The organism is Bradyrhizobium sp. AUGA SZCCT0176 (genome assembly GCF_018130145.1).
Classification (GTDB): Bacteria; Pseudomonadota; Alphaproteobacteria; order Rhizobiales; family Xanthobacteraceae; genus Bradyrhizobium.
The window spans coordinates 464,145-490,378 of record NZ_JAFCMB010000003.1; the positions used below are offsets into that span (position 1 = coordinate 464,145).

Consider the following 26,234-nt stretch of genomic DNA (forward strand, 5'->3'; position numbering starts at 1 on the left):
GCCGCGCGACGGCAAGGACGATTGTCGGATTTATCGAGCGCCGCATGCCAGCTCCGATGACACCGTCGCCATGAACGCCGCCAGCGCCTCGCGGTCCGCCGGCGGCATGGTCAGGCCGAGCTTGGAGCGCCGCCACAGAATGTCGTCCGGGAACCGCGCCCATTCGTGCTTCATGAGATAGCGCACTTCCGCGCCCGTCAGTCCAGGCCCAAACGCCGGGCCGAGATCGCCGCGATCCCTGGCCTCGCCAAGGATCGCCTTGACGTTCGACCCATAGGCGCCGACCAGGCGGCGGGCGTGATCCTCGCTGAGAAACCGCCAGCGCGCGCGCACCTCGTCGACCTCGTTCTCGAAGCGGCTCCAGGCAAAATCGCCGCCGGGCAGCGGCGCCGTCGCAGTCCAGCGCGGCGACATCGGATAAAACGGCGTCAGCCTGGAGACGGCCCTTTCGGCGCGCAGCCGCGAGGTGGTGACGTCGCCGCCGAAGACCGTGATCAGCGGCGCCTTGCGGCGAGTGTGGTCGAAGCTCATCGCGCCGTCCCACGCTGCCCGGTTGTTCGCGGGGTTCAGCACCAGGTTGGCGCCGGAAACCGTCCGCACCACGTCGAACGGCTCGATCCGTTCGCGAAAATACCGGTTGGCGGCATCGCAGAGATAAGCCACGTCATTGGCCGCCATCGCGACAATGGCGGGATCACCCTTAAAGGCATGGCCAACCGTGCCGATCAGGGTGAAGTCGCGCTCATAGGGGCTGGCGAAGATCAGCCGACCGTCGCTGTTCTGGAATACGTAGACGTTGTCGGTGTCGAACAGGCGGCGGACGACGATCTGGCTCATCTGGATCGTGGCAAGCTTGGGTGGCGGCTGGCGCAGCACGGTCTCGGCGACGGTCGCGGTCCAGGCTCCGGTGGCGTTGACCAGCGCCCGCGCGGTCACGACCTGACGATGGCCACGATCGATCGTCACCAGCCGCCAGGTCTCGCCCCGCTCGGCGCGGGTGCAGCGGGCGCCAGTGCGGATCGCGGCCCCCCGCGCCGCGGCATCGACGGCGGTCAGCACCACCAGGCGGGAATCATCGACAACGCAGTCGGAATATTCGAAGGCGGTTCCGAACGGCCGCTTCAGCGGGTTGCCGACCGGATGGTGGGTGACGTCGACGGTGGCGGAGCGCGGCAACGGCGCGCGCGAGGCCAGCCGGTCATACAGCAACAGCCATGACCGCAACTGCCAGGCCGGGCGTTCGTCGGTGTGGGCGGGGATGGCAAAGCGCATCGGGCGCACCAGATGTGGCGCGATCCGGAGCCAAATGTCGCGCTCGGCCAATGCCGCGCGGACGCGAAGGAAGCGACGCCGCTCCAGCCCCGCCAGATCGCCATGGACGAGCCGCGGCGAGGCCGAGGAGGCGCCCGCACCGAGATCGCCCTGCTCCAGCAGGATCACGCGCAGGCCGCGGCCGGCGGCATCGCGCGCGATGCCAACGCCGTTCAACCCGCCGCCGATGATCGCAAGATCGTAATCCGCCATGCAACGCTTACAGTCGAGAACCGAGGTGCACCACAAGATAGCGTTTGCGAGTGAAGTGGATACCGGTTCGCATAGCAATCAAGTTTACGCAGATTGCGTAGACTTATCTGCGAAAGAAAACGCGTCAAACAAAAGCGAAGAGCCTGCTCGCAGGCTTTACCCGGTCTTGCGCGTGGACTCGATACCGTTGATGACGTTGCGCCCGACTAGCGCGGCGTATTGCCCGATCGGCAGGGGTTTGCCGATGAAATAGCCCTGCACCGCGTCGCAGCCCTCTTCCGACAGGAAGCCGAGCTGTTCCTGGGTTTCGACGCCCTCGGCGACGATCGACATTTCGAGGCCGTGGCCGAGGTCGATCACGGCGCGCACGATCGCGGCCGATTGCGGATTGCGCCCGAGATGCATGACGAAGGCGCGGTCGATCTTGATCTTGTCGAACGGGAACGCCTGCAGATAGCTCAGCGAGGAGTAGCCGCTACCGAAATCGTCCATCGAGATGCGCACGCCGAGCGCCTTGAGCCGCCGCAGCAGCGCCAGGCCACGATCGAAATCCTCGATCAGCACGCCTTCGGTGATTTCGAGCTCGAGCCGATCGGGCGCCAGCCCGGTTTCGAGCAGGATCGAATGCACCAGACTGACCACATCGCCGTGCATGAACTGCGCCGGCGACAAATTGACCGCGATCTGCATCGGCACCGGCCAGGAGGCCGCCTCCCGGCAGGCTTCGCGCAGGATCCATTCGCCCATTTCGACGATCAGGCCGCTTTCTTCCGCCAGCGGAATGAAATCGCCGGGCGACACGAAGCCGCGTACCGGATGCATCCAGCGCGCCAGCGCCTCGAAGCCGATCACTTCGCTGGTGGCAACCGTCGGACCCGAAGCGGCCTGCGGCTGGTAGTACAGCGACAATTCGCCGTTCTTGATCGCGACCGAGAGGTCCTGATGCAGCACGCGGCGGTCGCGGATCTGCTGGTCCATCTCGGGCTCGAAGACGCTGATCGAGCCGCGCGATTTTGCTTTCGCCCGGAACAGCGCCGCGCCGGAATTGGCGAGCAGGGCTGCCGCGTCCGACCCGTTGTGCGGAAATACCGAGATGCCCGTGGTCGCACCGGCCCGAACCGGCTTGCCGTCGATCTGGAATTCCTTCGCCAGCGCGATCGCGACCTGCTCGGCCAGCGCGATGCCCGCGGAGGGCTGTTTGCCGTCGATGATCAACCCGAATTCGTCGCCGCCGAGCCGGGCCACCACGCCGCCGCGGGCGCAGTCCTGCAGTCGCTGGGCGACCTCGGTCAGCACCTTGTCGCCCATCGCGTGACCGAACACGTCGTTCACTTCCTTCAGCCCGTCGAGGTCGATGCAGAGCACCGCGAATTCCTCTTCGGTACCCTCGCAGGCCTCGATCATCTGGGCCAGCGCCTGCAGGAAGGCGGCGCGGTTCGGCAGATCGGTCAGGCCGTCATGATAGGCCATGTGCGCCATCCGCGACTCGGTCTGACGGCGATCGGTGACGTCCTCATGGGTCTTGATCAGATATTGCGGCTCACCGGCATCATCGAGCACCGTCATCCGGCGGGTCAGGAACAGCCGCAGGCCGTCCTTGGTCGAAATCGGGTGCTCCTCGGTCAGAAGGCCGCGCTTCTTGATCGCCGCCTCGTCGCGCGCGATGATCAGCTTGGCTTCGCGCGGATTGAAGATATCGGCGGCCGTCAGTCCGGTGGCGTCCTCGCGGCGGCGGTTGAGGATGGTTTCGGCGCTGCGGTTGGCGAGCAGGTATTTTCCGTCCGAGACGCGCTCGACGATCAGCGAGACCGGAATGTTGTCGACCACGAGTTCGAGGAACTTCTTGGTACTCTCCAGCTCGCGCGACAACGAACGGCGGTCGGTGACGTCGTCGAACAGTGCGATCAGGAATTCAGGCTGGTTGTTCTCATCGCGCGCGATCACGCGGTTGGAAGCGAGGACGCGCTTCTCGGAGCCGCGCTCGACCTCGAACTCACTGCGGTGGTAACCTTCCGGCGCCTTCAGCGCCGACTGGTCCGCGGTGTCGATGGTGCGTGCGGTTTCGGGTTGGAATATCTCGTCGGCGCGCTTGCCGACGATATGGTCGCGCGAGAAGCGCGAGAAACGCTCGAACGCGCGGTTGGCGAAAATATAGCGGCCGTCCTCGATGTTCTTGGCGGCGACGCAGACCGGAACGTTGTCGAGCACCGATTCCAGGAACTGCGTGGTCGATGCCAGCTTGCGCGAAAGTTTGCGCTGCGCGGTGCAATCCTCATGGGTCGCGACCGACCCGCCATTCGGCAGGCGGAAATACTTGACCAGAACCGATTTGCCGTTTGGCAGTTCGGTGATCAGGCCGTCCGCGGTGGCGGCCTGGGCATAGAATTCGTCGACGCTGACATCCAGCGCGCCGCGCTTGCGCCGCACCTCCAGCAGTTCCGGCCCGGTCATGTTGCGGGGAATGTCCGCGCGGACTAGGCCATAGATTTCGAGATAGCGGTCGTTGCAGTAGATGATGCGCTGACGGACGTCGGTCATCACCACGCCCTGGCTGAGATTGTTCAGGGCTGAGCTGACGAACGCACTGCGCCGGAGTTGCGAGCGCTTGACCCGGCGCAGTGCCGACAGCACCCACAGCCCGGCCGCTGCCAGAAACGATACGGCCACGATGCCGCCGATCAGCATCTCCCAGATCATGCTGGGGTCGAGTTCGCCGGAATAGCCCGACGGCGCCAAGCCGCCGGCAACGGGCGGCGCGGCCCATGCCAACCCGCACGACGCAGAGGTGGCGAGCAGACACACGAGGGCCAGCGCCGGAATCGAATCCCTCCCGCCTGCCTGCCAATTCTTGCCAGCCATCATTCACCCGCGGATTTCCCGGTGGAGTGTCTGGCTTGACGGGTTTGGATCGGGTAAACGCCTACCCTTGCAACCGGAAAATGCGACTCAAATTACGGCAATTGCCCTGACATGATTAATGCTTCACTAACAGGATGGGACCTCAGGGCGTATGTCGAGGTAATCCAACGGGTTGTTGGGGCATACTTCTGAACGAAACGATAATAAAACAAGCGTCGCGGGCGTGATCCCGCGCCAGATTTCCGGGCCTGAAGCGTACATGGACAAGGTTGATTGCGTCGTCATCGGAGCGGGGGTGATCGGGCTCGCGATCGCGCGGCGTCTCGCCCAGTACGGCCGCGAAGTCATCGTGCTGGAGGCGGCCGAGGGCATCGGCACCATCACCTCATCGCGCAACAGCGAAGTGATCCACGCCGGTATCTATTACCGCGCCGGCAGCCTGATGGCGCAGATGTGCGTCAGTGGAAAACGGGCGCTCTACGAATATTGCCGCGACCACGGCATCCCGCATCGCAATTGCGGCAAGCTGATCGTCGCGACGACACCTGCGGAAACCGAAAAGCTGCAATCGATCCGCGCCCATGCCGAAGCCAATGGCGTCGACGACATGCAGCTTCTGACCGGCGAAGCGGCGCGCGCACTCGAGCCGGCGCTTAATTGCGACGCGGCCCTGCTTTCGCCGTCGACCGGCATCATCGACAGCCACGCCTACATGCGGGCGCTGATGGGCGATGCCGAGGAAGCTGGTGCCGCCTACGCGTTTTACACGCCGCTGCTGCGCGCCCGGGCAAACGCGGGCAGGATTGAAATCGAGACGGGCGGCGATGCGCCGATGGTTCTGGAATGCAATCTGTTGATCAACGCAGCGGGATTGGGCGCGCCTTCAGTCGCGCGCAGCATCGAGGGCATGCCGATCGAGCTGATACCGCCGGCGTATCTCGCCAAGGGCAATTATTTCAGCTGCAGCGCGCGGGCGCCGTTTTCACGGCTGATATATCCGGTGCCGGAGCCCGGCGGGCTTGGCGTGCACCTCACCCTCGACATGGCCGGACAGGCGCGCTTCGGTCCGGACGTGGAGTGGGTCGAGAGCATCGACTACGCCGTCGACCCGGCCCGTGCCGACAGGTTCTATCCCGCGATCCGGCGCTATTGGCCGGCGCTGCCGGACGGGGCGCTGATGCCGAGCTATTCCGGAATCCGGCCGAAGATCGTGCCACCTGCGGTTGCCACGCAGGATTTCCTGATCCAGGGACCGCGCGCGCACGGCGTCACTGGACTGATCAACCTGTTCGGCATCGAATCGCCGGGACTGACGTCGTCCCTGGCGATCGCTGATCATGTTGGTGAACTGGCAGAGCAGTAAGCGATAAATACAAGATAATTTCGCAATACAACCTATACGGATGAGCGCATCAGCGCCCATCCGACGGTGAATTACGTTTCGCTATTCTGCTGGAGACCGGTTTAGTGGACCGTATCGCTGGCGGTTTGTTTCAACCGCTCGATCTCGTCCTTGACCATCAACTTGCGACGCTTCAACTCGACAATGTGCAGGTCGTCTGTGGAAAGGTGCACGAGCGCTTCGTGCAATTCGTTTTCGAGGATCTTGTGTTTACGTTCAAGTTCAACAAGATGCGCCTGTAGAGCCATACGAAATCTCCTCGGTGGGTGAAACCTCAGATTCGATCCGGACGAAGGAGTGTACACCAGCCGCCGAATCTGTCGATGGCTATCCAGAATCGGGCCTCTCATTTTTTCGGATTTATCTGTAACCAATCGTGACTATGGAACCGGGTCAGCTTGCGGACCGGGCCCGCAGGGACGATATTTCGCTGGCGGCTTCGCAAGCCGTCTACAACCTCATCGTGCTTTTGCAGTAAGCGTACGCCATGACCAACGAAGATGAGCGCGAGCTCGAAAACGAGCTTGCCCGGCTGCAGCAGGAGCATCGCGATCTCGATGCGGCGATCGACGCGCTGCATCAGTCGCCGGCGCCGGATCTGCTGCGGCTGCAGCGGCTGAAGAAGCGCAAACTGCAATTGCGCGACCGCATCGCCTTCATCGAAGACCAGATCACGCCTGATATCATTGCCTGATCGCAGGCTGATCGCGCCGGCGCCGGATGCCGCAGTGGACAAGCCGCACCCCGATGAGCAGCCGCAACCTGGCTGCCGCCGATCGGTTCGCCCGGCCGGTGCGAGTTTTTTTCGGAACGGTGGGGCTATAGCCAAAAGACCGCCTGCCTGCGCCGATCCCCTTTTCCCCGACATCCACAAGGCGCCGCGGTTGCGACGAATTTTCAGCATCTCGATCGCGTCGCCGGCAGCCGGTTGAGCGCGGGAAAACGAATTTTCGCGCACGTTCTTGGCTTGACTCCAAAAGAACAAAAGAGGAACATACTTCCCTGCCGCCAGCAAAGGGAGTTCCGCCATGTCCGCACCACCGTCCCTGTCCGACAACAGCCGCTACGAGCAAGCCTGCGATCAGGCGATCGCGATGTGCGACGGCAATCTGCGCTCGACCATCAAGGCGCTGATCATGGCCAACGAATATCTGGAAGCCGAGCTGGAGGAATTGCAGGCGGCGATATCCGCCGGCTGCGTGCCGACCCAATCCTTGCGCACCAGCAGCACCGCTGCCTGAGCAGCGAAACCGGAGCGACGATGATGGCCGATGTCACCTATTACGTTGCATTGCCATTCCTGCAGGACGATGACGGCTCGCCGGTCGCTGGCGCTGCCGAGGAGTGCCAGAGTCCGACCACCGCGCTGCGCCGCGCCGAGATCCTGTCGCGAGCCCCCGGCAGCATCGGCGCAGTCGCGTTCAGCCGCAGCGGCGATCCCATGATCGGCGAATTCGGCGACGCGCAATTGCTGCGGAAGTTCGGCAACGTGCCGGAAGATTTGAGCGGGCTTTGACCGTTTGCGAGCGATCGTGGGGTGGGCAAAGGCGCACTGCGCCGAGCCCACCAAATTAATTCGCGAAACAAGATGGTGGGCACGCGGAGTCTGTCATCGGGCGCGCATTCGCGCGACCCGTTGGCTTTGCCCACCCTACAAATCGGCCTCATGCCGCCGCAGCGCCTTGCGGATGTACATAGCGCTATCGGCCTCTTCCAGCGTGCGGCCCAATTCCGCGTGAGGACCGAGGATCGCGACGCCGGCGGAGGCGCCCGCAGTAACGGTGCTGCCACCAAACACAAAGGTGAGGCGATCGATCGCCCCCTCCAGCAACGCCGCCTTGGCCCTGGCATCGGTTTCGCTGAGATTCCACAACAGCAGCGCGAACTCGTCGCCGCCGAGCCGGCCGATCACGTCAGATGCGCGCACGTGGGCCAGCAGCGTCTTCACGATGGCCTTGAGCACCTCGTCGCCGGCGGCATGACCGAAAGCGTCGTTGATCGGCTTCAGGCGATCGACGTCGAGCACGATCAGGGCACCGCTCGCGTGGTAACGCTTGATGAAGGCGATCGCGCGGTGCAATTCGCGCTCAAAACCGCGCCGGTTCGGAATATCCAGCAGAAAATCGGTATCGGCCGAGGCCTGCAGCTCCTCGATACGTGCCCGAGCCCGCGCCAATTGTGTCTTGAGCCGGCGGATCGTCGATTTGGGGTCAACGGACGGAGCCGGGGGCGGGCTTGCGGACTTGCGGATCCCGCGCGGCGCGGCTTTCGGTCCTGCCGGGGCCGTTTTCGGGCGTTTTGCGGTTCCCGCAGCCGCCGCCCTGGTTTTCTTCTTCATGACCTTCCCTGTGCAGGCATGCGTATCAAGGCTTGCCCGGATTCACCAAGACAGGATAGTCCATTCCTAATCCCTTGCCATGCCTTGGATGACGCCCGGGCCGCCCCTATAATCGGCCTATGTTTCTGGATTCCCCAATAGAATTGACGAGATGACCGCACCGATCGCCATCATTATGGGAAGCCAGTCGGACTGGGAGACCATGCGCCACGCCGCCGACACGCTGGCGGCGCTCGGGGTCGACTGCGAAAAACGCATCGTCTCGGCCCATCGCACCCCCGACCGGCTGTTTGCTTTCGCCAAGGGCGCCAAGGCGGCCGGCTTCAAGATCATTATCGCCGGTGCCGGGGGTGCGGCGCATCTGCCGGGCATGGCGGCGGCGCTGACCGAACTCCCGGTGTTCGGCGTTCCCGTCGAATCCAAGGCGCTGTCCGGCGTCGATTCGCTCTATTCGATCGTGCAGATGCCTGCGGGCGTCCCCGTCGGCACCCTTGCGATTGGCAAGGCCGGCGCGATCAACGCCGCCCTGCTCGCCGCCAGCGTATTGGCGCTGCACGATCCGGCGCTGGCGACGCGCCTGGCCGCCTGGCGCAAGCAGCAGACCGATGCGGTCAAAGAGCGGCCGGAGGGCTTGGCGTGACGGCTTCCAACAATGTGAAGCTGAAGCCCGGCGACACCATCGGAATTCTCGGCGGCGGGCAATTGGGCCGGATGCTGGCGATGGCCGCGGCGCGCCTCGGCCTCCGCTGCCAGGTGTTTTCACCGGATCCGGATTCGCCGGCCTTCGACGTGGTGCTGAACGCCACCTGCGCGGAATATGCCGATGTCGAGGCGCTCGAACTGTTCGCCAACGACGTCAACGTCATCACCTATGAATTCGAGAATGTGCCGGCCGCCACCGCCATGGTGCTGGCGGCGCGCCGTCCGGTGCTGCCGGCCCAGAAGATCCTCGAGACCACGCAGGACCGGCTGATCGAAAAGGATTTTGTGAAGCGCCTCGGTATCGGCACCGCCGACTATGCCGACGTGTCGTCGGTGGAAACCCTGCGGGCGGCGATCAAGAAGATCGGCCTGCCCGCCGTGATCAAGACCCGCCGCTTCGGCTATGACGGCAAGGGCCAGGCGATCATCCGCGATGGCGACGATCTCACCCGGGTCTGGGAGGACCTCGGCACCAAATCGGCGATCCTCGAGGCCTTCATTCCGTTCGAACGCGAGATCTCGGTGATCGCTGCGCGCTCGGTCGACGGCCAGGTCGAGAGTTTCGACGTCACCGAAAACGAGCACCGCGACCACATCCTGAAAATCTCGCGCGCGCCGGCGCAGATATCGGATGCGCTGGCGGCGCAGGCACGCGGCATCGCCGAGCAGATCGCAACCGCGCTGCACTATGTCGGCGTGCTCGCGGTCGAAATGTTCGTGGTAGCGGAAAATGGCGGGCCGAAAGTGCTGGTCAACGAGATCGCGCCGCGGGTGCATAATTCCGGACACTGGACGCTGGACGGCGCCTCGATCTCGCAGTTCGAGCAGCACATCCGCGCCATCGCCGGCTGGCCGCTCGGCAAACCGGTTCGTCATGGCGAGGTCACCATGACGAACCTGATTGGCGACGACATCCTCGGCTACGAGCAGTGGCTGACGGTTCCCGGCGCCACCGTGCACCTTTACGGCAAGGGCGCGCCGAAGCCGGGCCGCAAGATGGGTCACGTCACCGAAGTGTCGCCGCGCAAGAAATAGCAGCAAGCCCGCATCACGCAGGCTTGCGCTAGGCGGCCTCGCGCTAGGCCGACTTGCGGCCCTCGACGACGCCGGAGGGCTCCTCGCTGAGCCAGCGATAGATCACCCCGCCCAGCACGCCGCCGATCAGCGGCGCCACCCAGAACAGCCAGAGCTGCGCCAGCGCCCATCCGCCGACGAACAGCGCAGGCCCGGTGCTGCGCGCCGGATTCACCGAGGTGTTGGTGACGGGAATGCTGACGAGGTGGATCATGACAAGCGCCAATCCGATCGCCAGCGGTGCAAAGCCCGCCGGCGCCTTGCCATGGGTCGCGCCCATGATGATGAACAGGAACATCATCGTCATCACCACCTCGGTGATGAAGCAGACAACCATGCTGTACTTGCCAGGCGAATGCGCGTCATAGCCGTTCGACGCAAAACCCTTGGTGACGTCGAAACCGGCAGCGCCGCTCGCGATCACATAAAGCAGCGCCGCCGCCGCAACGGCGCCGATCACCTGCGCGATGATGTAGGGCGCGATTTGCCCGGTTGGAAAGCGCCCGCCTGCGGCAAGCCCCACCGTGACGGCCGGATTGAGATGGCAGCCGGATACATGACCGATCGCATAGGCCATGGTGACGACGCTCAGTCCGAACGCAAAGGACACCCCGACCAGTCCGATACCCACCTGCGGAAAGGCGGCGGCGATGACGGCGCTGCCGCATCCCGCAAATGTCAGCCAGAACGTGCCGATGGCCTCGGCGGCATATTTCTTCGTATCCATGGTTGTCTCCCCAGATTGTTGCTGCCGGGTTGCTCAAAAACTCCGGGAACAGCCTCGGTCTGGGCACATAACCTCCCAAATCAGGGCCGAACAGCGTCAGATTTGCCGCATTTCATGGCTTAACTTGGTCCGGCTGTTCGCTTCACAGGTGGACATCCCAGGTTTTGTCTGGTAAATGCCCGCGTTCAGGTTAAGGGCTAGGCCTTTCGCCAGCTCGTTAGCTTTACCAGAATTCCTATCCGATCAATTGAAAGAGGATGCCGCGTGCAGGTTCTCGTCCGCGATAACAATGTCGATCAAGCCCTCAAGGCGCTGAAGAAGAAGATGCAGCGCGAGGGTATTTTCCGCGAGATGAAACTCCGCGGCCATTATGAAAAGCCCTCCGAGAAGAAGGCCCGTGAAAAGGCCGAAGCCGTGCGCCGCGCACGCAAGCTGGCTCGCAAGAAGCTGCAGCGCGAAGGCCTGCTGCCGATGAAGCCGAAGCCGGTGTTCGGTGCTGGCCCCGGTGGCGACCGTGGTGGTCCCGGTGGCGGGCGTGGCGGCCCGGGTGCAGGTCCGCGCGGACCGCGCTGAACGGCCGAGCAGATTTGAATTGGAAAGCGCGGGCCCCGGCCTGCGCTTTTTTCTTTGGGTTTTTTCTTTGGGTTTTTTGTTTGTCGGTCCGAGGGCCTGACGGGTTCGGTCCGCCGGTTGCGGCTATTTTGACCGATGCATTTTGCGGCGTGCCGGGCTACCTATGCGCCATGAACGCGCGAGCATTCCGCCATATGGCCATTCCGGCCTCCTGTTCGTTTTCTCGTGGCGTGCGCCGTACGGTCGTACTTGTCGCGCTGCTGACGATGCCGCTTGGCGGCTGCTCGTTCGATCTGGGATCGTGGGGCGCGGACAGCCCAAAGCCGCAGCCCGTGGCGCAGAAACCGACCGACAATATCAGCGCGCGCAGCGTCAGCGACTCGCAAGGCTATGCCACCCGCGGCCAGGTGCTCGCCAAGTCCGGCAAGAACGAAGAGGCGTTGGCGGAATTCGATCGCGCCCTCGCTCTCGATCCGTACAACGTCCAGGCGCTCTACGGCCGCGGGCTGATCTATCAAGGCGAGAAACAGTACCAGCAGGCGATCGAGGATTTCACCGCCGCCAACGGCCTGACGCCGCAAAAGGTCGAACCGTTGCTCGGCCGCGCAACAAGCTATCTTGCGATCGACAAGGCCAAGGAAGCGGCCGCCGACCTCGACGAGGCGGTGCAGGCCGATCCCAACAGCGCACCGGCGTGGTCAGCCCGCGGGCAGGCCTATGAACGGCTCGGCGACAAGGCCAAGGCGGCCGCTTCCTATGGCCGCGCCATTGCAATCCGCCCCAAGGACGAAGCCGCACGCAGCGGCCTGGCCCGCACCGGCGGGTAGCGCGTTTTCCCGCGAAGCATGCCCTCGGACTTGATCCGGGGGTGGATACCGGTTCGCGTCGAGAAAACGCGTCAAATCAGGAATCCAGAACCCCGATCCGATTCAATCGGAACGCGGCTCTCGACGCAAAATCGCGAAAACAACCCCATGCAAAGTAGAGGCCCCGGTCGCGGCGATGCCTGCGTCCGGGGCACGAGAAGACACGATCTATGGATTATTTCGGCAGGACGGCGTGAAACACCGACTTCGCCGCCGACAGCACGTCCTCGGCTACGGCCGTGGTACGCTCGCGCACCGACGGCTCCGGCACATCGGCCCGCAAATCGAGCGGACGCGAGACCGGAATTTCGGCCGGCGGCGTCGGACGGCGCGGATCGACAGACGCATTGGCTGCGTAAGGCGGCCTGCCCTGATCGAAGCTCTCCCCTCCCGAAGGCGTCGAGACCGAGATCGGCGGCGGCAGCGGGCGAAGCGCCGGCGCGGTTGCGACCCGCGGCGTCTCGCTTCGTGGCGTCTCGATCCGCGGGGTCTCTACTCGCTGAGCTTCGGGCGTGCGCACCACTTCGGGTGCACGCGGCGAACCATCATTGTTGACCCGCAGACGCTCGATTGCAGCGCGCGCGAGGTCGTTGGCGTCGCGGCGATCATCCGGCACAACAGCGGTTTCGACCGGCGGCGCGGCAACAGGCGCCGGCGGCGCGGCCGCGACGGCCGGCGCCACGGGCTGCACCGGTGACGGCAGCACGACCCTGATCTTTTCCTTTTCGCGTTCGCGCGGCGCGGCGCGGGTGGCGCGTGGCTCGGCCGGAACGCGCGCGGTCTCGGCCGGCGCATCGGCGGACTTCGCGTCAGCCTTTACTTCAGGCTTCACGTCCGCCTTCACATCCGCTTTGGCTTCAACCTTCTCGACCACCGCCGGCCGTTCGGCCGCGGTCTTCTCGAGGAGGGCTTTTTCGGAAATGCCCTTGGCCCTGACGCCCGCCGTCGGTGGGTTGCCGGTTTCCGCGGCCTTGGCTGGAGCTTTGGGGTCGGCAGCCGATACGGCGGCGGCGACAGGGGCATCCGTGCCCGGCCTGGTGACGATGTAATGATTGACGATGTAAGCCCCGATGACGGTCGCTGCCACCGAAGGCAGGATGTCGATCGTGAATTTCGAAATATACTTCTTCAGCATGCCGGCCACTCCCCGCGGCAAGTTTGATGCTGGAACTTCTGGGCATATTGAGGGATCAACTGCGACGGATCGGTGGCAATTGTGCAGATCCTCATGAGTTCCGTTTTTACCGCCCTAAGGCGACCCCGCGGGGCCCTTGTTGCGGCACGTTCCGGGAGCCGCACAATTAACGGCTTGTCAGCACCTGCGGCCGAAATGGGTCGGTTGCGGCGCTGCCGATACCGGACGGTCAGGGCTTCAGTTCGACCTCCAGGAACACGATCTCGGTTGCCGTTTCGTTGAGCACGTCGTGCTCGACGCCCGCCTTTCGGAAATAGGATTTACCGACGGCGAGCTGCGCCTTCGAGCGTTCGCCGTTCGGCGCCACGATGGTCATTTCGCCCGATGTCACCGGCACGATCACATAATCCATCCCATGGGTGTGGTGGCCGGTAGCGCTGCCCGGCGCCAGCCGCCACTCGGTGACGCGAACTTCCGGGGTGTCGACCTGAACGTCTGACGTGGCGCTGAGCATTTTGGATGAACTCCAGGGAACGACAAGGGAACTACGGCACGAATACCATGAACAGGAATACGGCGAACACCACCATGTGGACCAGCCCGAACAGGATGTTGGTGCGTCCGGTGCCGAAGGTGAGCATGCTGAGGACGAAGGTCAGCACCAAGAGCACCATCTCCTGCGTGTTGAGGCCGAGCACCAATTGCTTGTCGAGCGCGTAAGCGGCGACGGCGACGGCGGGGATCGTCAGCCCGATGGTCGCAAGCGACGAGCCGAGCGCCAGATTGATGCTCTTCTGCAGGTCGTTCTTGCGGGCGGCAGAAATGGCGGCGACGCTTTCCGGCAGCAGGATCAACAACGCCACCAGCACGCCCGCGAAAGCCGGCGGCGCGCCGACACGGGCGATGGTTAAATCGACCACAACTGAGAATTTCTTGGCCAACAGCACCACCGCCAGCAGCGCGAGCAGCAGCAGCGCAATGCTCAACGCCAGCATCCGGTTCGACAGCAGCGCCCCGTCGCCCGCGTCGCCCGTGGCATCGTTGATAAAATAGTCGCGATGCCGGATGGTCTGGGTATAGAGAAACACACAATAGAGAATGAGCGTGACGACGCTGACAAAGCCGAGCTGGGCCGCCGAATAGATCGGTCCCGGCGCCGTCAGCGTGTAATTGGGCATGATCAGCGTGATGGTCGCCATCACGAACAGCACGCTGAGATACAGATTGGCGCCGGAGACCTGAAAATCCTGCTCGCGATAGCGCAGCCCGCCGATGAAGATACAAAGGCCGACCAGGCCGTTGCACACGATCATGACAACCGCGAACACCGTGTCCCGCGCCAGCGCCGGCACCGGTTTGTCGCCGAGCATGATGGTCGCGATCAGCGCGACCTCGATGATGGTGACTGCCAGCGTCAATAACAGCGTGCCGTAGGGCTCGCCGATCCGTTCCGCGATCACCTCGGCGTGATGCACGGCGGCAAACACCGTGCCGAACAGGATCGCCAGCAGCAGCGCCGCGAACAGCAAACCGCCGGCCGTCGGTGTGAAGGTCAGCCCGAGCGCGGTGGCGACCACGAACAGCGCTACCGCCAATGCGGGGAAAATCCACGACGATTTCGGCATCGGGCCGTGCGCGCTCATGCGGTCAGAATCCTCGAAATGATTACGGTCCGACTATGCAGTAAACGATCGCCGCCGTCAGCCTTTTGCGGCGTTGATGAATTTCCGCGCTGCTGCCGTCGCGCCGTAAGCATCGAGATCGTTGTGGCCACCGTCAGGGAACCTGACGAACGTCTTGGGCTCATGCGCGAGCGCGAACAGGCGCTCGCCAAATCGGATCGAGATGGTGGCATCTCGCGCGCCGTGCAGGATCAGCATCGGGGCCTTCACCCCGTCGATGCGCCGGTCGGAATGGAATGGATCTTTCATCGCCCAGCGAACGGGGAAGATCGGAAATGCGGCAGCGCCAACGTCGGCAAGCGATGTATACGGCGCCTCCAGAATGATCTTGCCAATCGGCTGCTCCGCCGCCAGCGCCACCGCGACGCCGGTGCCGAGCGAAAAACCCCAGGCCACGATCTGGTCCGCGCTGTATCGCGCCGTGGTGAAGGCATAGGCCGCGGCCGCATCCTGCAGCAAGCCGCGCTCGCTCGGGTGTCCGCTCGAGCCGGCATAGCCGCGATAGGACATCGCGACGATACCGGTACCGTCGGCAATCAGCTCACGAAAGCGGCCGAAGAAGCCGGCGAGGAAATCGCCGTTGCCGTGGAAATAAAGAATGACGGGACGACCGGGCCTGGCCGGAACGTGCCAGACAATGATCTTCTCACCGTCCGCCGTGGCCAGCACATGCTCTTCGGCTTCCGGAAAACCGGCCGCCTGCGGGGAAGTGCGCTCGGTGGTGGGAATCGGAAACAGGAACGAGCGCTGCAAGAAGAACAGCGCGGCAAGCCCGCAGGCATAACCGACCGAAACGACAATCAGCAGCCATTTCAGGACGGTCATGACTTCCCGAGTGTGGAGTTACATCCCCTTGACGATGTTCTCGGTCACCTTCTTGGCGTCGCCGAGCAGCATCATGGTGTTGTCGCGATAGAACAGGGGATTGTCGATGCCGGCATAGCCCGACGCCAGCGAGCGCTTGATGAACATCACGGTTCCGGCCTTCCAGACCTGCAGCACCGGCATGCCGTAGATCGGCGAGGTCTTGTCGTCCTCGGCCGCCGGATTGGTAACGTCGTTGGCGCCGATCACGAAGGCGATGTCGGCCTGGGCGAACTCGGAGTTGATGTCCTCGAGTTCGAACACCTCGTCATAGGGCACGTTGGCTTCGGCCAGCAGCACGTTCATGTGGCCGGGCATGCGGCCCGCGACCGGGTGGATGGCGTACTTCACCTCGACACCCTCTTTCTTCAGCAGATCGCCCATTTCGCGCAGCGCATGCTGGGCCTGCGCCACCGCCATGCCGTAGCCGGGCACGATGATCACCTTCTGCGCGTTCTTCATGATGAAGGCCGCGTCATCCGCCGAGCCGAGTTTGGCGGGCTTCTGCTCGCCACCGCCACCGCCGGCCGCCGCGGTCTCGCCGCCGAAGCCGCCGAGAATGACCGAGATGAAGGAACGGTTCATCGCGTGGCACATGATGTAGGACAGGATCGCGCCCGACGAGCCGACCAGCGCGCCGGTGATGATCAGCGCGGAATTGCCGAGCGTGAAGCCGATGCCGGCCGCGGCCCAGCCGGAATAGGAGTTCAGCATCGAGATCACGACCGGCATGTCGGCGCCGCCGATCGGAATGATCATGAGCACGCCGAGTACCAGCGCGATGATCGTGATCAGCCAGAAGTCGAGCGCGCTGCCGGACCGCACTAGGCCGAAGATGAAGAACACCAGCGCCAGAGCCAGCGCGATGTTGATGATGTGGCGCGCCGGCAGGATGATCGGCGCGCCGCTCATGCGGCCGGACAGCTTCAGGAACGCGATCACGGAGCCGGTGAAGGTCAGCGCACCGATCGCGACGCCGAGCGACATTTCGATCAGGCTCGCGGCGTGGATCTGCCCGGGCTTGCCGATGTCGAACGCTTCGGGCGCGTAGAACGCACCGGCGGCCACCAGCACCGCGGCCATACCGACCAGCGAGTGGAAGGCGGCGACCAGTTCCGGCATCGAGGTCATCGGCACCCGCCGCGCGATCACGGCACCGATGCCGCCGCCGATGGCAATGCCGAGGATCACCAGCACCCAGGCGAGGCCGTCCGCCGGCGGATGACTGGCGAGCGTGGTCGCGACCGCGATCGCCATGCCGACCATGCCGAACAAATTGCCCTGGCGGGACGATGCCGGACTGGACAAGCCGCGCAGCGACAGGATGAACAGCACACCCGCCACGAGATACAATACTGCAGCCAGATTGGCGTTCATCTCAGGTCCCCTATTGTCTTCGCCACCCCGAGGTGCACGCCGCTCACTTTACCTTCTTCTTGTACATCGCCAGCATGCGCTGGGTGACAAGGAAGCCGCCGAAGATATTCACGCAAGCGAAGATCAGCGCGATGAAGCCGAAGCCGCGCGCCCAGCCCGAGCCGCTCGAGATCATGGGAACGCCGACCGCGAGCAGCGCGCCGACCACGATCACCGACGAGATCGCGTTCGTCACCGACATCAGCGGCGTATGCAGCGCGGGGGTCACCGACCAGACCACGAAGTAGCCGACGAAAACGGCAAGGACGAAGATCGACAGCCGGAACACGAAGGGATCGACGGCCTGTGCAATATGATCCATGGCGGCTCTCCTGACGCTGTCTATTTGGGCTGGAAGTTCGGATGGATGACGGCGCCGTCTTTGGTCAGCGCGGTGGCCTTGACCAGCTCATCGTCCCACTTCACGTCGAGCGCCTTGGTGGTCTTATCCACCATCGTTTCAATGAAGTTGAACAAATTGCGCGCATACAGGCTGGAGGCGGACTGTGCGACGCGGCCGGCGACATTGGTGTAGCCGACGATCTTGACGCCATCGGCATCGACGACTTCGCCCGGTCTGGCGCCCTCGACATTGCCGCCGCGCTCAATCGCCAGATCGATCAGGACCGAGCCGGGCTTCATCGACTTGACCATGTCGGCGCTGACAAGCTTCGGCGCCGGGCGGCCCGGGATCAGCGCGGTCGTGATGATAATGTCCTGCTTCTTGATGTGCTCGGCGGTCAGGGCGGCTTGCTTGGCCTGATACTCTTTCGACATTTCCTTGGCATAGCCGCCGGCGGTCTGTGCGTTCTTGAACTCCTCATCCTCGACAGCGAGGAATTTGGCGCCGAGACTTTCGACCTGCTCCTTGGTGGCGGGCCGCACGTCGGTCGCGGTGACGACGGCGCCAAGCCGGCGCGCGGTCGCGATCGCCTGCAGGCCGGCAACGCCGACGCCCATCACGAACACTTTTGCCGCGGGAACCGTGCCCGCTGCGGTCATCATCATGGGGAAAGCACGGCCGAACGCCTCAGCGGCCTCGATCACCGCGCGGTAGCCGGCGAGGTTGGCCTGCGAGGACAACACGTCCATCACCTGCGCGCGGGTGATGCGCGGCATCAATTCCATCGCGAAGGCAGACACGCCGGAGTCGGCGATGGTCTTGAGCGCCGCCTCATTGCCGTAGGGGTCCATAATGGCGATGACCAGGGCGCCGCGCTTGTATTGGCCGAGTTCAGAGGCCTCCGGCCGCTTCACCTTGATGATGATGTCGGCATCCTTCAGCGCGTCCGCACTGATGGTGGCGCCGGCCGCGATATATTCGGAATCCGGCAGGCCCGACTTGATGCCTGCTCCCGGCTCCACCACCACTTCGGCACCAATCGCCTTGAACTTCTTCACGGTGTCGGGAGAAGCAGCCACCCGCGGTTCGGACGGATCGATTTCCTTGGCAACGGCAATCTTCATGGGGCCTCCGGCGGCGCGAGGGCGCGCGCGCAAGCAAACTAGCGTTATTTCCGCTTAGTTGGATACCGGTTTCACGACCGGGCGACGTGCAAATTTTTCTGGTCACCGCCGTCCGGGCGGTGCAGCCGGCGACGCATCAGGTCAGGAAGTAGCCCATCAGGGCGACGATCACGACAACGGCCACGGTGCCGTATTTGACCAGCATGATGAACCCTTCATAGGTCTGCTCATGGGCCGGATAATCGTTGCCGTCAGCGGTCGTGTAGGCCACTTCGCTATGGTCTGCCATCGGTATCCCCAGTCAATCCACGATCTGGCGTGCAATTACCGCAAAGCCGCCAGCAGGGCAACGGGACAAAGCCTATCGGGTCATTCGGAAGGCCAATTATCCCGGATCCAGCGGGTCAGGCTTTCCTCGCTGACCTCGCCCGCGGCGAGGGACAGAATGATGGCCGCGGCGTGCGCCGGATCGGGCGCGAACGGGATGTCGTTGACCCGCAAAAACACCATCATGGCGTGGAATGCGGTGCGCTTGTTGCCGTCCACAAAGGCGTGGTTCCGGGCAAGACCGAACGCATAGGCTGCGGCGAGCGCGGCCATATCAGTCTGTCCATAAGCCCATTGATTGACCGGCCGCATAACCGCCGACTCCAGAAGGCCGTGATCCCGGAGGCCTTCTGGTCCGCCAAATATCGCTAGTTGCCCGGCATGCATGTCGATGACTTCGTCGACATCGAGCCAGATTGGCTCACTCATTTTGCAAGCGCGGCAAACGTATCGCGGTATTCGTGCATGATCTGGCGGGCGATTTCCATCGTCCGCGCATGCTTGGGGTTGAACGGCGAAAGACGCAGGCTGCCATCCGGTTGCTCGACCGGATAGAACTTGTCGCCCTCCTTGAGATTCAGTCGGGCAAGGAGCTCTTTCGGTAGGATCACGCCGACCGAATTGCCAATCTTCCGAATTTGAAGCGCGGTATCCTCGATCTTGTACTCACGAGGGGCTTCGTTCATGCCGCGAGGGGTCTTGGTCATAGTACCAGCTCCGTTGTACGGAACGTATAACACGGCGTGCCCGCCTGTTCAACAAATGTTTTACCGAAAATGCCTGCGCGGCGCTAAAGCGCCTAGCCGACCACGAAATCGAACCGCCCGGCGAGCCAGCCGGCGTTCTTGGCGGTGCGCACCAGCAACGCCTTGCGGAACAGGCCGTCGGAGCGGTTCTGCGATTCGCCGGGAAAATAGAGCTGGGTGGTCAGCACGCGGCCGCCGCGCGGCTGCACCTTCACATGGATGTGGCGGGTGCGGCCGGGATAAACGCCGGGCACAACGCTGCGCAATCGATAGCGCCCTTCCGCATCGGTAAACTGATGACCGCGCAGCCGGAAGCCGGAATTGTCATACTGGCCCCTGCCGTCGGCCTGCCAGAAATCCAGCAAAGCGCCAGAGACCGGCTTGCAGTCGCGGGAAAGGACAAACCCGACCAGTTCGATCGGCTGCCCCGCCATCCCCTCTTCAAACAGTTCGACCCGCTCGGGCGAGGACGGCTTGAAATACGGCCCTTCGGTCTGCGCCAGCGTTGCCGCCTCGCCGTCGTGGCAGGCGGGCGTGGGCGGAAGCGGCGCCTGGGCAACACCGCTTTCGATCCCGAACAGCGAACCGGCCACGAGGGCGCCCGCTCCAAGCACTGCGCGTCGTGTCGGCGTGTCGACCATGAGCGCTCCACTCCTGAAGTCGCCGTCATGATGGGATGCGACGACGGCCGAAGTTTGTCGCCGCGGCGTGTGCGTCAGCCCATCGTTTCCAGTTCGTCGATCATGCCGGCGATGACCGACAGCCCGCCGTCCCAGAACTTGGGATCCTTGGCATCGAGCCCGAACGGCTTCAGCAGTTCGGAATAATGCTTGGTGCCGCCGGCCGCGAGCATCGCAAGGTAGCGCTCGGCAAAGCCGTCGGAGGCGTTCTCGTAGACCGCATAAAGCGAGTTCACCAAACAATCGCCGAACGCATAGGCGTAAACGTAGAACGGCGAATGGATGAAGTGCGGGATGTACATCCAGAAATTCTCGTAGCCCGGACGGATGTCGATGGCCGGCCCGAGGCTTTCGCCCTGCACGCTGAGCCAGATCTCGCCGATGCGCTGGGCGGTCAATTCGCCGTTCTTGCGCTCGGTGTGGATGGCGCGCTCGAACGAATAGAACGCGACCTGCCGCACCACGGTGTTGATCATGTCCTCGACCTTGCCGGCGAGCAGCGCCTGACGCTGTTTCGCATTCTTGGTCTGTCCCAACAGCCGCTTGAAGGTCAGCATTTCGCCGAACACGCTGGCGGTTTCGGCGAGCGTCAGCGGCGTCGGCGCCATCAGCGCTCCATTTTTGGCCGCCAGCACCTGGTGCACGCCGTGGCCGAGCTCATGCGCCAGCGTCATCACGTCGCGCGGCTTGCCCTGATAGTTCATCAGCACATAGGGATGCGCCGACGGCGTGGTCGGATGCGAGAACGCACCGGGCGCCTTGCCCGGCCGCACCGGCGCGTCGATCCAGCGGTCGGTGAAGAAACGCTCGGCGATATCGGCCATCTCGACCGAGAAGCCGCGATAGGCCGTCAGCACCATGTTGCGGGCCTCGGGCCAGGCGATCGTGCCGGTCGCCGCGAACGGCAGCGGCGCGTTGCGATCCCAATGCGCCAGCTTCTTCTTTTTGAACCAGCCGGCCTTGAGCGCGTAATAACGATGCGACAGCCGCGGATAGGCCGACCTGACCGATCCGACCAGCGCATCGACCACCTCGCGCTCGACGCGGTTGTTGAGATGCCGGGAATCCGCGACATCCGCAAAGCCACGCCAGCGATCGGAAATCTCCTTGTCCTTGGCGAGCGTGTTGGTGACGAGCGCAAAGGTCCGCTCATTCTCCTTGAAGGTTTTCGCCAGCGCCTGCCCCGCGGCCTTGCGCTTTTCCGGCGCGCGGTCCTGCAGGAAACTGAGCGTCGGCTCGATCGCCAGTTCTTTGCCACCGACCTTGAAGCGCAGGCCGGAGATGGTCTGGTCGAACAGCCGGTTCCAGGCGGCATAGCCGCTCTGGGATTTTTCGTGAAACAACTGCTCGACGCGATCCTCGAGCTGGTACGGCTTGTCCTTGCGCAGATCCTCGATCCACGGGCGATAGTAGGCGAGTTCGGGCGTCAGCAGCGCGCGCTCGATCACGGCGTCGTCCACGCGGTTGAGTTCAAGCCCGAAGAACAGCAGATGCACCGATGCGGCCGTTAGCCGCTCCGAAACGTCGCCGTAGAATTTAGTGATCGCGGGATCGACGCTGTCGCCGGCGTGGACAAGGCCGGCATAGGAGCCAAGGCGGCCGGCGAGGTCGTCGATCGCCTCGTAGCGCTTGACCGCTGCGGCGAGCCACTGCCCGCCACTATCCTTTGCAACGTTTTCGGCCAGTTTGCCTTTGTAGTCCGTCTCGAACGCGATGCATTCGGCATCCATCTCCTGCAAGTCACGCGCGACTTCGGGGGCGTCGATGCCGGAATAGAGGTCGGCCAGATTCCATTCCGGCAGTTTGCCGGTCTTCGATTTGGCTGCGGTGGCCTTGCGGACGGCAGTTCCCTTGCTGATTGCGGTTTTGCGGGACGTCTTGCTGGCGCGGGATGTCGCAGATTTCGCGTTCATGAACACTTTCAAATTGGCGTGATGATTTTTGACGAGGCGATCAGGCGAACGCTGCCAGCTGCGGCGCGAGCTGCACCAGCAGCTCTTCGGTCTCCGCGATCATCGGCTCGAGTTTTTCGTGAAAGGCGCTCCGAATCGCACACCACAGCGTGATCGCCTTGACCATCAGCCACGACGTGGACGGGACCGCCGCCCTCGCATGCAGCGCGACGATATCGAGGTTTCGATGCTCGAACAGCAGCCGGCCCGATCCGTCTTCCAGGATATAGCGCGCCCCGATCCGGGACACACACAGTTCGCAGGCCTGATCCGGAAGCGGACCCAACAGATAGAACTGGGCATCGCCTTTTTCGGTGGTGCCGGTTTCCCATTCGCGGCCGGTCGACGGCGCGAGCGCAGCCTGCAATGCCGCGCAGATTGTATTGAGTTCCCGTTCGCTCCAGATGCCGGTTTCCTGTGTGCGCTCGAACGCAACCACGCTCATTTGCTTTCCGCTCCGAACAGCAGCCGGTGCAATTCCGGCTCGTAGTACAGTAATAGATGCCTAGCGAACGCCGCCTGTTCAAGACCCAGCTCGCTGGCCCACGCGCCCATGATTTCAGTTGGAACGCGGCTGAACCCGTTCTCGACCTGTGAGATGAACGTATAATATTTGAGACCGAGCCGCGCGGCGAGATCAGCCTGCGACAATCCGGCATCGGCCCTGCGCAGCTTGAGCCAATCCCCAGCCTGTTTCCGCAATTGCCGGGCTTCCGTGGCGACCTTGCCCGGCAGCTGTCCAGCGAAAACATCTTGATGTTTTGCTCGTTTCATGATTACTAAACTACCTAGATTGAATTCCGGAACAGCCAATGTTCCCTACCACAATCTCGCGGTTTCCCTCAGTTCGCGAGTCTTTGGGAGGACAATAATCCATGGCTATCGCAGATCGCAGTCAGATTGTCCGGACCAAGGGCCAGGAAAACACCACCCGTGGCAAGGAGTTGATGGCCGGCATCCTGCTGGTGGCACTGATCGCGACGCTCGGAATCCGCAACCTCGTGCCTGTTGATGCGCTGACGCCCGCGATTGTCACCCTGCTGTTTGCGATCGGCGCGACGACGGCCGGCTTCGCGCTGCTGTGCCGGCGCGACCGGTTCCGCACCATGTGGTTCGACCTCGCCGGCAGCCTGACTTTCATCGGCGTCGTGCTGTCCGTTCTGATCGAGCCGGACCAGATGATCAGGCTCTTCGCCCTTTCGGACCAACCTGAGTAGCGGGAACAGTTTTTCCGCGGATCGACCTTTCGTCTTTTTTGACTGTGCACGTCCAAGCCCGGGCCCCTCTGGCAGTTCAAGCGAACTGCGATGTCGGATTGGACTCCTGAACGGAGTGGCCCCGCATGCTGGACTTAATTACCTCGCAACACCTGACAGCGCTTTTCCAGGTCATCATGATCGACCTGGTGCTCGCCGGCGACAATGCGATCGTCATCGGGCTCGCAGCCGCCGGGCTACCCGAGGGTCAGCGCAAGAAGGCGATTTTGATCGGCATATTGGCCGCCACGGTCCTGCGCATCGGCTTCGCTTCCGTCACGGTTCAGTTGCTGCAAATCATTGGACTGCTGCTCGCGGGCGGCGTTCTTCTGCTTTGGGTATGCTGGAAGATGTGGCGCGAGCTGCATATGTCGCATCAACCGAAGTTTCAGAGTTTGTCGTCCGCAGCGATCGATACACCAGCCGGTGCGGGCCGCCAGAAGACGCTTGGCCAGGCCGTCTGGCAGATCACGCTCGCCGACGTGTCGATGTCGCTCGACAATGTGCTCGCCGTCGCAGGTGCTGCGCGCGAGCATCCGATGATCCTTATATTCGGTCTGGCACTTTCCATTGCGCTGATGGGGCTCGCCGCCAACTTCATCGCGCGGCTCCTGGAAAAGCATCGCTGGATCGCCTATGTCGGCCTCGTGATCATCCTCTATGTGGCTTTCGACATGTGTTATCGCGGCGTTCTGGAGGTGTGGCCACACCTCAACGCTTAGCCGCTCTCACACAGCCGCCCTCCAACAATTAAGTGTGCGTTAATCGCCATAGGCGAGAGTGCCCCGATTCGATACAGTTAGCGTAACGTGCGGGGTAAACCATGGCTGCTACCATTCTGATTGCTGATGACGACGCGGTGCAGCGCCGCCTGGTAGAAAACATGGTGCAGAAATGCGGTTATGAGTCCCTCGTCGTCGACAGCGGCGACGCCGCCGTGGCCTTGCTGACCGCCCCCGACGCGCAAGCGATCGATGCCGTCGTTCTCGATCTCGTGATGCCCGGTCTCGACGGACTCGGCGTGCTCGCAAAAATTCGTGATGCCGGATTGACCGTTCCCGTCATCGTGCAGACCGCCCATGGCGGCATCGACAACGTGGTTTCGGCGATGCGCGCCGGCGCGCAGGATTTCGTCGTCAAGCCGGCCGGCTTCGAACGGCTGCAGGTGTCGCTGCGCAACGCGCTCAACACGCAGGCCTTGAAGGGCGAATTGCAGCGCATCCGTCACAGCCGCGAAGGCCGGCTGACCTTTGCCGATATCATCACCCGCAGCGAAACCATGGCAGGCGTGCTGCGCACGGCGCAGAAGGCCGCCTCATCGGGCATTCCGGTGCTGATCGAAGGCGAGTCCGGCGTCGGCAAGGAATTGTTTGCCCGCGCCATCCACGGCAGCAGCGAGCGCAAGGCCAAGCCGTTCGTGGCCGTCAACTGCGGCGCGATCCCCGACAATCTGGTGGAATCGATCCTGTTCGGTCACGAGAAGGGCGCTTTCACCGGCGCCACCGAACGCCACATGGGCAAGTTCGTCGAAGCGTCCGGCGGCACGCTGTTCCTCGACGAGGTCGGCGAGCTGCCGCTTGCAGCCCAGGTAAAGCTGCTTCGCGCATTGCAGGAAGGCACGGTCGAGGCCGTCGGCGGCCGCAAGCCGGTGAAGGTCGACGTCCGCATCATTTCGGCGACCAACCGCAAACTGCTCGACCTCGTGAAGAACGGCGCATTCCGCGAGGATCTGTTCTATCGCCTGCACGTGCTGCCGCTGACCATTCCTCCGCTTCGCATGCGACGGGAAGACATCCCGCATCTGTTGCGGTACTTCCTGGCGCGGTTCAGCGCCGAAGAGAACCGCACCATCACCGGCATCAGCGGTGAAGCCATGACGCATCTGGCGCAGCTCGATTGGCCCGGCAATATCCGCCAGCTCGAAAACACCGTGTATCGCGCCGTGGTGCTGAGCGAGAGCGACCAGCTTGGCCTGTCGGACTTCCCGCATGCCGCCGCCCACCATATCGTCCCGGACACGGACACCCAGGCTCTGCACGGCGAACCGCTGATCGTCGGTCCGTCGACGGCTCCTGCGATGGTGTCGGGTAATGAGATACCGATTGCGCCGCTGAGCAACACCGGCAGTCTCGCGATGCTGACCTCCGCGGGCGAGGTGCGGCCGCTCGAGGAAATGGAAAACGAGATCATCCGTTTCGCGATTTCGCACTATCGCGGGCAAATGTCGGAAGTGGCGCGCCGGTTGAAGATCGGCCGCTCCACGCTCTATCGCAAACTCGATGAGGCCGCCGCCAACGATCCGGCTGAGGGCGCGCAAGATACCAACTGAGCAGCAATTGTGAGGGCCACGGACGATTGTGGCGCTCCCGTGGCAAGGGCTTGAGCGCCATCGGGGATTCGGGAACCTTCGAACCGTGGCTTGCCGGTGACAGACAAATGTCAGGGGGCATGGCAAAACCGCGCCACCCGAATTGCAACTGGTGGTTTGAGGTCAGTTTGTCGTGAGTTGCCCCCCATGGCGCTGGCTGCATGAAAGGGGCGCATGTATCGTCTGCGTTTGAATCGTTGCGTGCAGGCGTACCGACTTAAAGCGATCGAGGCCGGCGCTTTCGCGCAAGCTGTGACGAGCGATACCTGAAGGACT

The 26,234-nt window shown here is 63.3% G+C and carries 30 protein-coding genes; 11 read left to right on the plus strand and 19 right to left on the minus strand.

Features of this window, described 5'->3' with window-relative positions:
* Positions 1-30: 30 nt before the first annotated feature.
* Positions 31-1,524: a glycerol-3-phosphate dehydrogenase gene (locus JQ600_RS10390; protein WP_212390207.1), complete on the minus strand. Its 1,494-nt coding sequence runs from the start codon at positions 1,522-1,524 to the stop codon at positions 31-33.
* Between the two features lie 156 nt (positions 1,525-1,680).
* Positions 1,681-4,383, minus strand: coding sequence for an EAL domain-containing protein (locus tag JQ600_RS10395; protein ID WP_212390208.1), 2,703 nt, complete (start codon positions 4,381-4,383; stop codon positions 1,681-1,683).
* A gap of 259 nt (positions 4,384-4,642) precedes the next feature.
* Here JQ600_RS10395 and JQ600_RS10400 point away from each other — a divergent pair, with 259 nt between their 5' ends.
* Entirely contained in the window at positions 4,643-5,746 is a 1,104-nt protein-coding gene (locus JQ600_RS10400) for an NAD(P)/FAD-dependent oxidoreductase (protein ID WP_212390209.1), read from the plus strand.
* Between the two features lie 101 nt (positions 5,747-5,847).
* Here the strand turns inward: JQ600_RS10400 and JQ600_RS10405 are convergent, their stop codons facing one another.
* Positions 5,848-6,033 carry a YdcH family protein gene (locus JQ600_RS10405; protein ID WP_192736781.1) on the minus strand — a complete coding sequence of 62 codons (186 nt, stop codon included), beginning with the start codon at positions 6,031-6,033 and terminating at the stop codon, positions 5,848-5,850.
* A gap of 239 nt (positions 6,034-6,272) precedes the next feature.
* Here JQ600_RS10405 and JQ600_RS10410 point away from each other — a divergent pair, with 239 nt between their 5' ends.
* The 3 genes from JQ600_RS10410 (at position 6,273) to JQ600_RS10420 (ending at position 7,301) form a co-directional block, all read left to right on the plus strand.
* Positions 6,273-6,479 carry a YdcH family protein gene (locus JQ600_RS10410; RefSeq protein WP_079538570.1) on the plus strand — a complete coding sequence of 69 codons (207 nt, stop codon included), beginning with the start codon at positions 6,273-6,275 and terminating at the stop codon, positions 6,477-6,479.
* 334 nt (positions 6,480-6,813) lie between these two features.
* Positions 6,814-7,026 carry a hypothetical protein gene (locus JQ600_RS10415; RefSeq protein ID WP_211999430.1) on the plus strand — a complete coding sequence of 71 codons (213 nt, stop codon included), beginning with the start codon at positions 6,814-6,816 and terminating at the stop codon, positions 7,024-7,026.
* A 23-nt stretch (positions 7,027-7,049) separates the two neighbouring features.
* Positions 7,050-7,301: a hypothetical protein gene (locus JQ600_RS10420; protein ID WP_212032854.1), complete on the plus strand. Its 252-nt coding sequence runs from the start codon at positions 7,050-7,052 to the stop codon at positions 7,299-7,301.
* Between the two features lie 135 nt (positions 7,302-7,436).
* Here the strand turns inward: JQ600_RS10420 and JQ600_RS10425 are convergent, their stop codons facing one another.
* On the minus strand, positions 7,437-8,123 hold the full coding sequence (locus tag JQ600_RS10425; protein WP_212390210.1) for a GGDEF domain-containing protein: 687 nt from the start codon (positions 8,121-8,123) through the stop codon (positions 7,437-7,439).
* Between the two features lie 151 nt (positions 8,124-8,274).
* Here JQ600_RS10425 and purE point away from each other — a divergent pair, with 151 nt between their 5' ends.
* Complete coding sequence (purE, locus tag JQ600_RS10430; RefSeq protein ID WP_212390211.1) at positions 8,275-8,763, plus strand: 5-(carboxyamino)imidazole ribonucleotide mutase; 489 nt, start codon at positions 8,275-8,277, stop codon at positions 8,761-8,763.
* A complete protein-coding gene (locus JQ600_RS10435) occupies positions 8,760-9,860 on the plus strand; it encodes a 5-(carboxyamino)imidazole ribonucleotide synthase (protein ID WP_212390212.1) in 1,101 nt (366 codons plus the stop codon). The genes purE and JQ600_RS10435 overlap by 4 nt, the downstream gene beginning before the upstream one ends.
* Positions 9,861-9,903: 43 nt before the next feature.
* Here JQ600_RS10435 and aqpZ read toward each other — a convergent pair whose 3' ends face one another.
* Positions 9,904-10,626: an aquaporin Z gene (aqpZ, locus tag JQ600_RS10440; RefSeq protein WP_212265624.1), complete on the minus strand. Its 723-nt coding sequence runs from the start codon at positions 10,624-10,626 to the stop codon at positions 9,904-9,906.
* A gap of 264 nt (positions 10,627-10,890) precedes the next feature.
* Here aqpZ and rpsU point away from each other — a divergent pair, with 264 nt between their 5' ends.
* A complete protein-coding gene (gene rpsU / locus JQ600_RS10445; RefSeq protein WP_192736788.1) occupies positions 10,891-11,199 on the plus strand; it encodes a 30S ribosomal protein S21 in 309 nt (102 codons plus the stop codon).
* A 194-nt stretch (positions 11,200-11,393) separates the two neighbouring features.
* On the plus strand, positions 11,394-12,026 hold the full coding sequence (locus JQ600_RS10450; protein ID WP_212390245.1) for a tetratricopeptide repeat protein: 633 nt from the start codon (positions 11,394-11,396) through the stop codon (positions 12,024-12,026).
* 214 nt (positions 12,027-12,240) lie between these two features.
* Here the strand turns inward: JQ600_RS10450 and JQ600_RS10455 are convergent, their stop codons facing one another.
* The 14 genes from JQ600_RS10455 to JQ600_RS10520 all read right to left on the minus strand — a co-directional run bounded on the left by JQ600_RS10455 (position 12,241) and on the right by JQ600_RS10520 (position 23,108).
* Complete coding sequence (locus JQ600_RS10455; RefSeq protein WP_312011060.1) at positions 12,241-13,200, minus strand: hypothetical protein; 960 nt, start codon at positions 13,198-13,200, stop codon at positions 12,241-12,243.
* Between the two features lie 229 nt (positions 13,201-13,429).
* Positions 13,430-13,714 (minus strand): cupin domain-containing protein, encoded by a 285-nt coding sequence (locus tag JQ600_RS10460; RefSeq protein WP_192736790.1) that lies wholly within the window; start codon positions 13,712-13,714, stop codon positions 13,430-13,432.
* 31 nt (positions 13,715-13,745) lie between these two features.
* The gene (locus tag JQ600_RS10465) at positions 13,746-14,843 is read right to left on the minus strand and encodes a calcium:proton antiporter (RefSeq protein ID WP_212265623.1); all 1,098 of its coding nucleotides are present in this window, start codon (positions 14,841-14,843) and stop codon (positions 13,746-13,748) included.
* 57 nt (positions 14,844-14,900) lie between these two features.
* Entirely contained in the window at positions 14,901-15,707 is an 807-nt protein-coding gene (locus JQ600_RS10470) for an alpha/beta hydrolase (RefSeq protein WP_212390213.1), read from the minus strand.
* Between the two features lie 18 nt (positions 15,708-15,725).
* Positions 15,726-17,123, minus strand: a complete 1,398-nt coding sequence (locus JQ600_RS10475; protein ID WP_212390214.1) for an NAD(P)(+) transhydrogenase (Re/Si-specific) subunit beta — start codon at positions 17,121-17,123, stop codon at positions 15,726-15,728.
* A gap of 43 nt (positions 17,124-17,166) precedes the next feature.
* On the minus strand, positions 17,167-17,484 hold the full coding sequence (locus JQ600_RS10480) for a proton-translocating transhydrogenase family protein (RefSeq protein WP_009398926.1): 318 nt from the start codon (positions 17,482-17,484) through the stop codon (positions 17,167-17,169).
* Positions 17,485-17,504: 20 nt separating this feature from the next.
* On the minus strand, positions 17,505-18,629 hold the full coding sequence (locus JQ600_RS10485; protein ID WP_212390215.1) for a Re/Si-specific NAD(P)(+) transhydrogenase subunit alpha: 1,125 nt from the start codon (positions 18,627-18,629) through the stop codon (positions 17,505-17,507).
* Positions 18,630-18,765: 136 nt separating this feature from the next.
* Positions 18,766-18,918: an aa3-type cytochrome c oxidase subunit IV gene (locus tag JQ600_RS10490; protein WP_212032862.1), complete on the minus strand. Its 153-nt coding sequence runs from the start codon at positions 18,916-18,918 to the stop codon at positions 18,766-18,768.
* 80 nt (positions 18,919-18,998) lie between these two features.
* Entirely contained in the window at positions 18,999-19,385 is a 387-nt protein-coding gene (locus JQ600_RS10495) for a type II toxin-antitoxin system death-on-curing family toxin (protein ID WP_212390216.1), read from the minus strand.
* A complete protein-coding gene (locus JQ600_RS10500; protein WP_192736949.1) occupies positions 19,382-19,642 on the minus strand; it encodes an AbrB/MazE/SpoVT family DNA-binding domain-containing protein in 261 nt (86 codons plus the stop codon). Before JQ600_RS10500 ends, JQ600_RS10495 begins: the two co-directional genes overlap by 4 nt.
* Positions 19,643-19,755: 113 nt before the next feature.
* The gene (locus JQ600_RS10505) at positions 19,756-20,343 is read right to left on the minus strand and encodes an intradiol ring-cleavage dioxygenase (protein ID WP_212390217.1); all 588 of its coding nucleotides are present in this window, start codon (positions 20,341-20,343) and stop codon (positions 19,756-19,758) included.
* Positions 20,344-20,417: 74 nt separating this feature from the next.
* Entirely contained in the window at positions 20,418-22,295 is a 1,878-nt protein-coding gene (locus JQ600_RS10510; protein ID WP_212390218.1) for a M3 family oligoendopeptidase, read from the minus strand.
* A gap of 40 nt (positions 22,296-22,335) precedes the next feature.
* Positions 22,336-22,779: a hypothetical protein gene (locus tag JQ600_RS10515; RefSeq protein WP_212265616.1), complete on the minus strand. Its 444-nt coding sequence runs from the start codon at positions 22,777-22,779 to the stop codon at positions 22,336-22,338.
* Entirely contained in the window at positions 22,776-23,108 is a 333-nt protein-coding gene (locus JQ600_RS10520) for a helix-turn-helix domain-containing protein (RefSeq protein ID WP_212265615.1), read from the minus strand. The genes JQ600_RS10515 and JQ600_RS10520 overlap by 4 nt, the downstream gene beginning before the upstream one ends.
* A 101-nt stretch (positions 23,109-23,209) precedes the next feature.
* Here JQ600_RS10520 and JQ600_RS10525 point away from each other — a divergent pair, with 101 nt between their 5' ends.
* From JQ600_RS10525 to JQ600_RS10535, 3 genes are all read left to right on the plus strand, one after another.
* Positions 23,210-23,551 carry a hypothetical protein gene (locus tag JQ600_RS10525; RefSeq protein ID WP_212390219.1) on the plus strand — a complete coding sequence of 114 codons (342 nt, stop codon included), beginning with the start codon at positions 23,210-23,212 and terminating at the stop codon, positions 23,549-23,551.
* Positions 23,552-23,676: 125 nt separating this feature from the next.
* Complete coding sequence (locus JQ600_RS10530) at positions 23,677-24,312, plus strand: TerC family protein (protein ID WP_212390220.1); 636 nt, start codon at positions 23,677-23,679, stop codon at positions 24,310-24,312.
* 101 nt (positions 24,313-24,413) lie between these two features.
* Entirely contained in the window at positions 24,414-25,919 is a 1,506-nt protein-coding gene (locus JQ600_RS10535; protein ID WP_212390221.1) for a sigma-54 dependent transcriptional regulator, read from the plus strand.
* Positions 25,920-26,234 lie beyond the last annotated feature (315 nt).

Coding starts and splice junctions, on each gene's coding strand:
- JQ600_RS10460 (WP_192736790.1), bottom strand. CDS start 13,714: ATGCTCAGCGCCACGTCAGACGTTCAGGTCGACACCCCGGAAGTTCGC.
- JQ600_RS10410 (WP_079538570.1), top strand. CDS start 6,273: ATGACCAACGAAGATGAGCGCGAGCTCGAAAACGAGCTTGCCCGGCTG.
- JQ600_RS10480 (WP_009398926.1), bottom strand. CDS start 17,484: ATGGATCATATTGCACAGGCCGTCGATCCCTTCGTGTTCCGGCTGTCG.
- JQ600_RS10470 (WP_212390213.1), bottom strand. CDS start 15,707: ATGACCGTCCTGAAATGGCTGCTGATTGTCGTTTCGGTCGGTTATGCC.
- JQ600_RS10400 (WP_212390209.1), top strand. CDS start 4,643: ATGGACAAGGTTGATTGCGTCGTCATCGGAGCGGGGGTGATCGGGCTC.
- JQ600_RS10515 (WP_212265616.1), bottom strand. CDS start 22,779: ATGAGCGTGGTTGCGTTCGAGCGCACACAGGAAACCGGCATCTGGAGC.
- JQ600_RS10510 (WP_212390218.1), bottom strand. CDS start 22,295: ATGAACGCGAAATCTGCGACATCCCGCGCCAGCAAGACGTCCCGCAAA.
- JQ600_RS10420 (WP_212032854.1), top strand. CDS start 7,050: ATGGCCGATGTCACCTATTACGTTGCATTGCCATTCCTGCAGGACGAT.
- JQ600_RS10490 (WP_212032862.1), bottom strand. CDS start 18,918: ATGGCAGACCATAGCGAAGTGGCCTACACGACCGCTGACGGCAACGAT.
- JQ600_RS10450 (WP_212390245.1), top strand. CDS start 11,394: ATGGCCATTCCGGCCTCCTGTTCGTTTTCTCGTGGCGTGCGCCGTACG.
- JQ600_RS10505 (WP_212390217.1), bottom strand. CDS start 20,343: ATGGTCGACACGCCGACACGACGCGCAGTGCTTGGAGCGGGCGCCCTC.
- JQ600_RS10455 (WP_312011060.1), bottom strand. CDS start 13,200: ATGCTGAAGAAGTATATTTCGAAATTCACGATCGACATCCTGCCTTCG.
- JQ600_RS10475 (WP_212390214.1), bottom strand. CDS start 17,123: ATGAACGCCAATCTGGCTGCAGTATTGTATCTCGTGGCGGGTGTGCTG.
- JQ600_RS10465 (WP_212265623.1), bottom strand. CDS start 14,843: ATGAGCGCGCACGGCCCGATGCCGAAATCGTCGTGGATTTTCCCCGCA.
- JQ600_RS10485 (WP_212390215.1), bottom strand. CDS start 18,629: ATGAAGATTGCCGTTGCCAAGGAAATCGATCCGTCCGAACCGCGGGTG.
- purE (WP_212390211.1), top strand. CDS start 8,275: ATGACCGCACCGATCGCCATCATTATGGGAAGCCAGTCGGACTGGGAG.
- JQ600_RS10530 (WP_212390220.1), top strand. CDS start 23,677: ATGCTGGACTTAATTACCTCGCAACACCTGACAGCGCTTTTCCAGGTC.
- aqpZ (WP_212265624.1), bottom strand. CDS start 10,626: ATGGATACGAAGAAATATGCCGCCGAGGCCATCGGCACGTTCTGGCTG.
- JQ600_RS10495 (WP_212390216.1), bottom strand. CDS start 19,385: ATGAGTGAGCCAATCTGGCTCGATGTCGACGAAGTCATCGACATGCAT.
- JQ600_RS10520 (WP_212265615.1), bottom strand. CDS start 23,108: ATGAAACGAGCAAAACATCAAGATGTTTTCGCTGGACAGCTGCCGGGC.
- JQ600_RS10390 (WP_212390207.1), bottom strand. CDS start 1,524: ATGGCGGATTACGATCTTGCGATCATCGGCGGCGGGTTGAACGGCGTT.
- JQ600_RS10405 (WP_192736781.1), bottom strand. CDS start 6,033: ATGGCTCTACAGGCGCATCTTGTTGAACTTGAACGTAAACACAAGATC.
- JQ600_RS10525 (WP_212390219.1), top strand. CDS start 23,210: ATGGCTATCGCAGATCGCAGTCAGATTGTCCGGACCAAGGGCCAGGAA.
- JQ600_RS10395 (WP_212390208.1), bottom strand. CDS start 4,383: ATGGCTGGCAAGAATTGGCAGGCAGGCGGGAGGGATTCGATTCCGGCG.
- JQ600_RS10415 (WP_211999430.1), top strand. CDS start 6,814: ATGTCCGCACCACCGTCCCTGTCCGACAACAGCCGCTACGAGCAAGCC.
- JQ600_RS10425 (WP_212390210.1), bottom strand. CDS start 8,123: ATGAAGAAGAAAACCAGGGCGGCGGCTGCGGGAACCGCAAAACGCCCG.
- JQ600_RS10500 (WP_192736949.1), bottom strand. CDS start 19,642: ATGAACGAAGCCCCTCGTGAGTACAAGATCGAGGATACCGCGCTTCAA.
- JQ600_RS10535 (WP_212390221.1), top strand. CDS start 24,414: ATGGCTGCTACCATTCTGATTGCTGATGACGACGCGGTGCAGCGCCGC.